This window comes from Kitasatospora sp. NPDC101447, assembly GCF_044767225.1.
Lineage (GTDB): Bacteria > Actinomycetota > Actinomycetes > Streptomycetales > Streptomycetaceae > Kitasatospora.
This window is the reverse complement of record NZ_JBIWNL010000007.1, coordinates 49,022-58,329: the sequence shown is the minus strand read 5'-3', so window position 1 is coordinate 58,329 and position 9,308 is coordinate 49,022. Positions and strand designations below refer to the sequence as shown.

General features: G+C 72.5%; 8 protein-coding genes. 2 read left to right on the top strand and 6 right to left on the bottom strand.

Going from position 1 to position 9,308, the window contains the following annotated elements:
- Positions 1-137: 137 nt before the first annotated feature.
- The 4 genes from ACIRST_RS12745 to ACIRST_RS12730 all read right to left on the bottom strand — a co-directional run bounded on the left by ACIRST_RS12745 (position 138) and on the right by ACIRST_RS12730 (position 4,924).
- A complete protein-coding gene (locus ACIRST_RS12745; protein WP_402802231.1) occupies positions 138-722 on the bottom strand; it encodes a TMEM165/GDT1 family protein in 585 nt (194 codons plus the stop codon).
- A 341-nt stretch (positions 723-1,063) separates the two neighbouring features.
- On the bottom strand, positions 1,064-1,840 hold the full coding sequence (locus tag ACIRST_RS12740; RefSeq protein ID WP_402802440.1) for an ABC transporter permease: 777 nt from the start codon (positions 1,838-1,840) through the stop codon (positions 1,064-1,066).
- On the bottom strand, positions 1,840-3,453 hold the full coding sequence (locus ACIRST_RS12735) for a phospholipid carrier-dependent glycosyltransferase (protein WP_350523232.1): 1,614 nt from the start codon (positions 3,451-3,453) through the stop codon (positions 1,840-1,842). The genes ACIRST_RS12740 and ACIRST_RS12735 overlap by 1 nt, the downstream gene beginning before the upstream one ends.
- A 169-nt stretch (positions 3,454-3,622) precedes the next feature.
- The gene (locus tag ACIRST_RS12730; protein ID WP_402802228.1) at positions 3,623-4,924 is read right to left on the bottom strand and encodes an MFS transporter; all 1,302 of its coding nucleotides are present in this window, start codon (positions 4,922-4,924) and stop codon (positions 3,623-3,625) included.
- Positions 4,925-5,068: 144 nt separating this feature from the next.
- Here ACIRST_RS12730 and ACIRST_RS12725 point away from each other — a divergent pair, with 144 nt between their 5' ends.
- Both ACIRST_RS12725 and ACIRST_RS12720 read left to right on the top strand, forming a co-directional pair.
- The gene (locus tag ACIRST_RS12725; protein WP_350523230.1) at positions 5,069-5,650 is read left to right on the top strand and encodes a MarR family transcriptional regulator; all 582 of its coding nucleotides are present in this window, start codon (positions 5,069-5,071) and stop codon (positions 5,648-5,650) included.
- A 99-nt stretch (positions 5,651-5,749) separates the two neighbouring features.
- Positions 5,750-6,295 carry a hypothetical protein gene (locus tag ACIRST_RS12720; RefSeq protein ID WP_402802225.1) on the top strand — a complete coding sequence of 182 codons (546 nt, stop codon included), beginning with the start codon at positions 5,750-5,752 and terminating at the stop codon, positions 6,293-6,295.
- A gap of 136 nt (positions 6,296-6,431) precedes the next feature.
- Here ACIRST_RS12720 and ACIRST_RS12715 read toward each other — a convergent pair whose 3' ends face one another.
- Together ACIRST_RS12715 and ACIRST_RS12710 are read right to left on the bottom strand one after the other, a co-directional pair.
- Positions 6,432-8,237 carry a glycosyl hydrolase family 18 protein gene (locus ACIRST_RS12715; RefSeq protein ID WP_350523229.1) on the bottom strand — a complete coding sequence of 602 codons (1,806 nt, stop codon included), beginning with the start codon at positions 8,235-8,237 and terminating at the stop codon, positions 6,432-6,434.
- A 327-nt stretch (positions 8,238-8,564) separates the two neighbouring features.
- Positions 8,565-9,281 (bottom strand): FxLYD domain-containing protein, encoded by a 717-nt coding sequence (locus tag ACIRST_RS12710; protein WP_402802224.1) that lies wholly within the window; start codon positions 9,279-9,281, stop codon positions 8,565-8,567.
- Between the last annotated feature and the right edge of the window lie 27 nt (positions 9,282-9,308).

Below are 9,308 nucleotides of genomic sequence, written 5' to 3'. Positions count from 1 at the left end.
AACTGGGGCTTGACGGGATTCTCGGTTCCAACCCCCCGGGCCGCCCCCCCCCCCCCCCGGGGCGGCCCCCCCCCGCCCCCCCCGGGGGGGCGCCCCCCCCGCGGGGGGGCCCCCGCCCGTTCGCCGCTCCCGGGACGTCAGCCGGTGATCGCCCCGACGATGCTGACGGCCGCCAGCACCAGCATGATCCCCGCCGCCACCCGGATGATCAGCTTCATCGGCACGTACTTGAGCAGCTTCTGTCCGCCCACGATGGCGATCCCGCCGACGGCGCAGAGCGCCAGCCAGGAGCCGAGGCCGACGGCCAGCGGATCGGCGTACTTGGCGGCCAGGTTGGCGGTCATGATCTGGGTCAGGTCACCGAACTCGGCGATCGCGACGACCACGAAACTGGCCCCGGCCACCTTCCAGAAGCTGTTCGAGGACGGCTCCTTGGCCGCGTGCTCATCCTCGTCCCCGCCGCCGTGGAACAGCAGCATCGCCGCGCCCGCCAGGAAGAGCACGCCCGTGACGAGCTCCACCCAGCGGTGCGGCAGCAGCGACAGCAGGTGCCCGGCGACCAGCGCGATGCCCACCTGCAGGGCGAAGGCGGCGGCGATGCCGGCGAAGACGTAGCTCGCCCGGTACTTGGTGCCGAGCACCAGGCTGGCCAGCGCGGTCTTGTCCGGCAGTTCGGCCAGGAAGATGATGCCGAACGTCAACACGGCAACGGTCAGGCTCATGCGCCCGCCTCGTTTCGCTCGGCGGGGACGTTCGCACGGACGCGCCCGTCGACGGCTCGTTCGCTTCGCTCACTCATCAAGGGAGGTTCCTCGGTCGGGCTGCCCGGCCGTCGCAGCTCCGTCAGGGGACGCTTCGGCCCGACAGCACTGGTCATGGTCACAGCACTGCGGCCGAAGGTCTCGCCGGCAACGCTCTACGAGCGGTGCCCCGGGCGCCGGGCCCCTGGGGGCCAGTATGTCGACGGTCCGGTGGAGGGCTACTCCCCTTCAACGCCCCCAAGGGTACCCGACGCCTTCCGGTGCGCCGGCTCCGTCGGCTGCCAGCCGCCGGCTCCCGGCCGTCATCGGCCTTCGCCCGGTTCCCCCGCCGTCACCAGGCCCCGGCCGACCAGTTCCAGCACCACCACGATCGCCACCGACTCCACCGCCAGCAACCCGACCAGCACGAACAGCTGCACCGATCCCGCCTGGACGGGCGAGGCCCCGCCGAGCAGCATCCCGACGAAGGCGCCGGGCAGGGTGACCAGGCCGACCGTACGGGTCTGGTCCAGGGCCGGGACGAGCGAGGTCGCCGCGGCCGTGCGGCAGATCTCCAGCCGTGCGTCGCGCTCCTCGAAGCCGAGCGCCAGCGCCGCCTCCACCTCCCCGCGCCGCAGCCGCAGCTCGTCCAGGGCGCGCCGCCCGGCCAGCGAGGTCGCGGTGAGCCCGCCGCCGATCAGGATGCCCGCGATCGGGATGACGGACAGGCCCTTCGGCGGCAGCAGCCCGACGCCCAGCAGCAGGGCGAGCACCGGCAGCACCCCGGCCCCGATCGGCGCGGCCGCCCAGACCCAGCCCGGCCCCGGGGTCATCCGCCGCCCGGCGGTGCGCACCGCGACGCCGAACATCAGCACCACGAACAGCGCTGACCACCACAGCGAGCCGACCACCCAGGTGATCACCGCGGCGACGGCCGCCAGCTGCACCACCGCGCGCAGCCCGGCCCGCAGCACCGCGTGCCCGTGGCCGAGCTGCCCCCGCCCGGCCACCGCGACGGCGGCCAGCAGCAGCACGGCGGTGACCACCCCGAGCACCGGCGTGACCGGCAGCAGCTGGCCGCCGGACGCCGCAAGGTCCATCAGATCCAGCTGGTGAACCACATCCGGTCCTGCCAGGACGACATCGGGATCACCTCCGCCGTGTACAGCGGGTAGAAGAAGGCGAAGCAGCCGACGATCGCCAGCACGACGGCCCCCGCCCCGATCGCGCCGATCCGGCGGCGCCGGGGGCCGGATCCGGGCGGGCCGAGGATCGCCCCGAGCATCTGGGCGACGGCCAGGCACAGGAACGGCACCAGCACGACCATGTAGAAGGAGAAGATCGTCCGCTCCTGGTAGCGGAACCAGGGCAGGTAGATCCCGGCCACCGCGCACAGCACCGCGCCGGAGCGCCAGTCCCGCCGGAAGAACCAGCGCCACAGCAGGTAGACCAGCGCGAAGCAGGCCGCCCACCAGAGGAACGGCGTGCCCAGGCCCAGGATCTGCGCCGCGCAGCCGCCGGAGGAGGTGCAGCCGCGGGTCCCGTTCGGGATCTGCTCCCAGTACATGGAGACCGGGCGGCCGTCGACCAGCCAGGCGAAGGGGTTGGACTGGTAGGTGTGCGGGGTGCTCAGACCGGTGTTGAAGTCGTACATCTGCGAGTGGTAGTGCCACAGGCTGCGCAGCGGTGCGGGCACCCAGCTCATCGGCACCTGCGGCAGCGGGACGCCGAGGAAGCTGTCCGGGGAGAGCCCGGCGCGGCCGTCGGCCCAGTGCCGGTCGTAGCCGCCCTCGCCGCTACCGCCGCTGAGCAGCCAGCCGCCCCAGGCGCCGACGTACACCACCAGGGCGGAGCCCACCATGGCGAGGAGGGCGGGCCCGGCGTCCCGGCGCAGCATGGAGCGCCAGGGGCGGCGGGCGCCCGCCCCGCGGCGGCCGGCCTGGTCCCACAGGACGGTCAGGATGCCGAAGGCGGCGAGGATCGGGGCGCCGTTCCACTTGACCGCGCAGGCCGCGCCGATCAGCACCCCGGCGGCGATCCGCCAGGGGCGCCACCCGAGCCGGACGGTGTCGCCGTCGGCGGCCTCGGCGAGCCGGGCGCGGGCGTGGTCGCGGTCGATCAGCAGGGCGCCGAAGGAGCCGAGCACGAAGAACATCTGGATGCCGTCGAGCAGGCCCACCCGGCTCATCACCAGCGCCAGACCGTCCACCGACATCAGCAGCGCGGCGGTGCAGCCGATCAGGGTGGAGCCGAAGAGCCGGCGGCCGATCCGGGCCAGCATCAGCACGGTGAGGGTGCCGAGCAGCGCCGTCATGAACCGCCAGCCGAAGGGGTGCAGTCCGAACAGCTGCTCGCCGATCGCCATCACCCATTTGCCGAGCGGCGGGTGCGCGATGAACTCGGGCGCGGAGCCGAGCGGGATGGACTGCGGGACGGCCAGGATGTCGGCGTTGGCGTGGTCGGGCCAGTTGGCCTCGTAGCCCTGTCGGAGCAGCGACCAGGCGTCCTTGGGGTAGTACGTCTCGTCGAAGACGAAGGCGTTGGGGTAGCCGAGGTTCCAGAACCGCAGCAGCCCGGCGAAGATCGCGACGCCGATCGGCCCGAGCCACCCGGAGCGGTCGGCCGCCCAGCGGACCACGCCCCCGCGCGGGGCCGGTGCGGGGTCGGCCGGGGCCGGGGCCGCCGGGGGGTGCGTGAGCGCCGCTTGCGTCATAGCCTCGCCGATTCGCCTGTCTGCTCTGCCCGGGCCCGGCGCTGCGGCCTGGTCCGGGCGGTCAACAGCCACTGACACTATGTGGCGGTGGTCGCGAAGCCAAGCGCGACGGGCGCCGACCAGGTGACCTGGTCGGCGCCCGTTTCACACGCTCGCACGTGCGCTTTCGTCACGCGGCGGTCTGCAGCTCCCGGACCGGGACGGCGTGGACCACGGCCGGGGCGGCGTTGTCCTGCTCCGGCGTGAGGTACGGGCGCAGCCGCAGCGCCAGGGCGACGATCAGCAGCGTCGAGCCCGCCATCGCCGCCAGGTAGAGCGGCCAGGTGCCGGAGCCGACCAGCAGCACGCCGACGGCCGGGCCGACCGCGATCGCGATCTGCTTCACCAGGGAGTAGCCGGCGTTGTAGGTGCCGAGCAGCCGGGCCGGGGCGAGGTCCGCCACCATGGGGCCCATGGTGGGCGCGAGCAGCGACTCGCCGACGCCGAAGAGGGCGTAGATCGAGACGATGGCGACCGTGGCGGCCATGGTCTCGGTCCGGATCAGGCCGGCCACCAGGGCCATCGCCCAGGCGCCGAGCCAGACCAGGCCGGCCGCGGCCATCGCGGTGGTGCGGCGGCGGCGCGCGGTGATCCGCACCATGAACATCTGCAGCACCACGATGGTCAGCGCGTTGGCGCCGATCGCGAAGCCCAGGGTGGAGGGCGCGGTGCCGACGGTGTCGGTGGCGAAGGCCGCCACACCGGACTCGAACTGGCCGTAGCAGGTGAAGAAGATCAGCCCGGCGAGCAGGCAGAGCCGCAGCATCGCCTTGTCGGCGACCAGCGCGCGCAGGCCGGTCGGGCCGTCGCCCTTCTCGTGGACGGCGCTCAGCTGGAACCGCGGCATCCGGGCCGTGCCGGTGACCAGGGCCAGGCCGAGGAAGGTCGCCGCCTCGATGGTGAACAGCCGGGTGAGGCTGGCCGGGTCGGTGACGTCGACGATCTGCCCGCCGACCAGCGCGCCGATGCCCATGCCCAGGTTGACCAGGGTGAACTGCAGCGCGAAGGCGTGCGAGCGGGTCGCCGCCGTCGAGCAGCGGACGATCATCGTGGCCAGCGCCGGCTGGCAGGTGGTGACACCCGCGCCGAACAGGAAGGAGGAGACCAGCAGGGCCGGGGTGCTGGTGGCGTGGCCGAAGGCGAACGCGCCGGTGGCGGCGAGCGCCGTACCGGCCAGCAGCACCGGACGGGGGCCGTACCTGTCGATGCCGCGCCCGGTGAACGGCAGCACGGCGAGGGCCGCCAGCGCGAAGACGGTGAACACCATCCCGGCCGCCAGCGAGCCCAGGCCGCGCACCTGGTCCACGTACACGAACATGTACGGCATCGTGAACCCGCTGCCGAACGCACTGAGCGCGTTGCCGATCTGGACGCGGCGCAGCGGGCCACCCGCCCCGCGACGCTGCCTCCGCTGCTTCACCGTGCCGACCACCGTGCACATCCCTTCCTGGCTTCGACTGGATACTCTTAAGTCCAGAAGATTTCAGAGCTAAAGTTTGACGAGATAAAGTCTTAGCACCAGAAGGCTGCGGAGTCAAAGGCTTAAGGGGTGCACGCTCGTGCGACACTGGTCCGCATGACTACGGACAAGCCGGCGCCGGCTGCCGGAAAGCCCGCACCGGCCACCCCCCTGGAGCTCGGAATCGCCGAGCAAGTGGCGCTCTACCAGCGGGAGTTCCCCACCGTGGACCCCCAGGTGGAGACCATCGTGCAGACCCTCAACCGGGTCTCCCGGCGGATGGGCGTGGCGTACGACCGGCAGCTGACCGTGCTCGGAATCACGTCCGCCGAGTGGGAGGTGCTCAAGGCCCTGGTGGTCGCCGGCAGCCCGTACCGGCTGGGGCCGGGCGAGCTGGCCAAGCGGCTCGGACTCACCCCGGCGGCGATGACGCACCGGATCGACCGGATGGTGGCCGACGGCCTGGTCACCCGGGAGCGGGACGAGTCCAACCGGGTGCGGGTGATCATCGAGCTGACCGAGACCGGCCGCGACAAGTGGCTGGAGTCGATGCGGATGGCGGCGGTGTTCGAGGAGGAGCTGCTCCAGGACGTCGTGGGCCCCGAGCGCACCGCGCTCTCCGGCCTGCTGGCCCGGATGCTGCGGCGGATCGAGGAGTCCCAGCCCGACGCCCTCGGCCGCACCGCCGACCTGGACTGAGCGCCGGAGGAAGGCCGGACCGACGGAATTCCGTTGGCATCCGGCCTTTCGTGTGCCACTCTGCCTGGCGCCCGGAACCACTGAGGCACCGTCACACGATTGGCTCACACCATGCCGCTCAAGCGCACCTCCGCCCTGCTCGCCACCCTGGTCGTGGCCGGGCTCGCGCTCACCGCCTGCAACGACGACAGCTCCTCCACCGCCACCGCGAGCACCGCGGCGACGAGCTCCCCGACCGCCCCGGCCGCGGTCTCCTCCGCACCGGCGGCCACCCCGAGCGCCCCGAGCACCTCACAGCCGGCTTCCGCCCCGGCCGCCCCTGCCACGACCCCCGCCGCCCCGCCGGCGGGCGCGACCCCGCCCGCCGGAGCGGTCCAGAACGGCAAGACCCGGCCGGCCGGCCTGCCCGCCGACATACCGCTCCCGCCGGGGAAGATCACCCTGGTCAACGGGGCGGACGGCGCCTACATCATCACCTGCGAGGCCACCGCCGGTGACTACGACAAGTACCAGGCGGCGCTCAAGGCCGCGGGCTTCGAGGTCACCTCCACGGGGGGCGGCTCGGGCCTCGCCGAGCGGGGCGCGGACAACCTGGTGATCACCAGCTCGTCGACCTCGATCTCGGTCGCCTACGCCAAGGTCTGAGCGGCCGGGCGGGCCTCCGCCCGGCCCGCAGGAACGGCGGAGGTCCGGCCCGCCGGGGGTGCTCCCCCGGCGGGCCGGACTCGTTCGGGTGCCGCGGAGGCCCGTCGGGGCCCCGGTCGTCCGGTGGTTCGGGTCGTCAGCAGGGACCGTTGTCGGTCCAGACGCCCCACTGGCCGCTCAGACTCGGGTCCTCGCCCTTGGTCCACCACTTGTTGGTGTAGTAGTGGCCCTTCCACGAGACCTTGGTGCCGCCGGCCGCGTAGGTGGTGTTCGGGTCCCAGCTCGGGGCGGCCGAGCAGGTGGCCGGCGAGGTCGGGGTGCCGGTCGGCGTACCGGTGGGGGTGCCCGTCGGGGTGCCGGTCGGGGTCTGGGTCGGCGTCTGGGTCGGGGTCGGCGTGCCGGTCGGCGGGGCCGGGCAGGCCGCGGCGGAGCCGTTGGTGGCGTTCACCATCGTGTCGAACAGCCCGGTCCGGGTGCCGAGGTCGTAGAGCGAGAAGGCGAAGGAGCCGCCGAGGCCGTTGCAGTGCGCGTAGTCGAGCTTGGCCTGGATCGACTTGGTGTCCTCACCGCTCCAGAAGGTGTTGCCGTCGTAGAAGTACGTGGCCTTGGCGTCGTCGTCCCAGAAGGTCCTGGACGGGTTGTCGACGAAGCCCGCGAGCTCCTTGTACATCTGGATGCCGGGGACGTTGCCGGACATCGCCGCGCCGGCCGCCGGGCTGGCGGCGGGCTGGAAGAGGCCGTGCTTGCCGTTGTCCTTCACGCCGGTCCAGCCGCGGTAGTAGAACGGCACACCCATGTTGATCTTGTTGGCGGGGAACCCGCCGGGGATGCCGTACTGCGCGTCGCCGACCGTCCACGCCTTGACGGCGTTGTCGATCGAGTACTTGCCGTTGCCCGGCTTGGCCGGGGTCGACGGGTCGTTCGGGCCGGAGTAGAGCGGGGCCTGGTGGTTCGTCGGGCCCTGCGCGTCCCAACCGCCGTGCATGTCGTAGGTCATGACGTCGAGGAAGGTCAGGTACTGACCGATCTTGTCGGTCTCGACGTTCATGATCTTGTCCTGGCCGGCGCCGACCGCGGCCGACAGGGCGTAGGTCTTGCCGTCGGTCTTGCCCTGCGCGTCCAGCTGGGTGCGGAACTCCTTCAGCAGCGCCGTGAAGTTCTGCTTGTCGGCCGGGCTGGAGATGTTGCCGGTGTGGCCGCCGCCGCCCGGGTACTCCCAGTCGATGTCGACGCCGTCGAAGATGCCGGCCGCCGAGCCCGGGCCGCCGTAACCGGCGTCGGAGGGCAGGTTGCCCTTGATGAACATGTCGAGGCACGACGACACCAGGTGCTTGCGCGAGGCGTCCGTGGCGGCCGCCGCCGAGAAGTACTTGGAGTAGGTCCAACCGCCCAGCGAGATCAGGACCTTGAGGTTGGGGTTCTTCGCCTTCAGCTTCTTCAGCTGGTTGAAGTTGCCCGCGACGGGCTGGTTCCAGACGTCGCCGACGCCGTCGACCGAGATGTCCGCGCCGAAGCTCTTCTGGTAGTCGGCGAACGCGTCACCCGCGCCGTCGCCCGCGTTGGGGTTGTTGTCGTTCGTGTCGGCGGCCTTGGTGGCCTCGAAACACCCCAGGTCGGTCGGGTGGATGTTGGCGAAGTCGTAGATCAGGTAGTCCAGCTTCCCGGCCACGCCGGTGTCCTGGATCGTCTTGGGGTAGTAGCCGTTCGCGTAGATCGACCACTGGTCGAAGTAGGCGACCTTGATGCCGCCGCTGGTGGCGGGCGCGCCGGTGGAGTTGGTGGTCGCGGCGTTGGCCGCGCCGCCGCCGGACAGCGCGAGGCCCGCGCCGAGCAGGACGGAGGCGGCGGTGCCGGCCGCGACGGCGGCCAGGCTCTTCGGACGGCGTCGGCGGCCGCCCTGCGGAGCCGGGGTCCCGGCCCTTTCGATGCGTGAGCGCAGCATGCGTACGTGACTCCTGGTTGTGGGGGAGGTTTCCCGCCGCCCCGGGCGCGCGTCCGGGGTGGGGCCGAACGACCGGGACATGACAGGAAAGGGTGGGGAATCGTGCGGTTCGGGCCATGACGGGACACCGGGATGTGCCGAACCGGCGCCGGCGGCACGAGGCCGTCGACGCCGGTTCAGGGGCTCCCTGCACCTGGGCATAAAAATGGACTAGACCAACTCGCCCGTCAAGGGGTCCTGTTGGGCCTTGAGTTCCGCTTAAGGTTCCGCCCCCGCTCCGACCGGGCGTCAGTACCCGGCTTCACCACCTGGCTTCAGTACCGGGCGTCAGTACCGGATCGCATTGGCCACGTCGGCCTTGACCGTGCCGGAGAGCTCCCGGTTGCTGCGCGCGGCCGCCTGGCCGCTCTGCCCGGCGGCCAGCTCCGGGACGGTCACCGCGGTGGCGTCGACCACCTTGCCGGACTCGTCGGTGAAGTTCACCTGGATCACGTACTTGTACGACACCTGACCGTGGTTGGTGACGGTCAGCTGCACCTGGGTCCTGTTGTCCGTGCCGGTGGTCACCGCCCCGACCGTCACGTCACCCTTGGCGTCCAGCCCGCCCTTGACCCCGGACACCGCCGAGGAGGCCGCCGACACCGCCTCCGAGGCCCGCGCCTCCGCCGACGCCAGGGCCGAACCCGCCCCGCTCGCCACCGAGGCCAGCGCCGAACCCGCCCCGCCGGCCGCCGAGGCCAGCGCCGAGGCGGCGGAGGCGGCGGCGCTCGCGCCCTTCTCCGCCGCGGACACCGCCTGGGAGGCCACACTGCTCGCGCTCTGCCCGGAGGAGCAGCCCGCCAGCGCGGCCGCGCCGACCAGCGCCGCCGTCAACACCCCTGCCACGGCGGGTCGTCGACGGCGCAGCGGTGACGCGTCCAGGTCCTGGGCGGTGACCCTCGCACCCGTGGCAGCGGCCCCGGCACCCGGGGCGGTGACCCTCGCGCCCCGGGCAGCGGCTCCCGCGCCCGGCGCGGTGACCCGGGTGTGCGACTGGCGGTCCATGCGGTCCCTCGATTCCGGTCGGCCGGT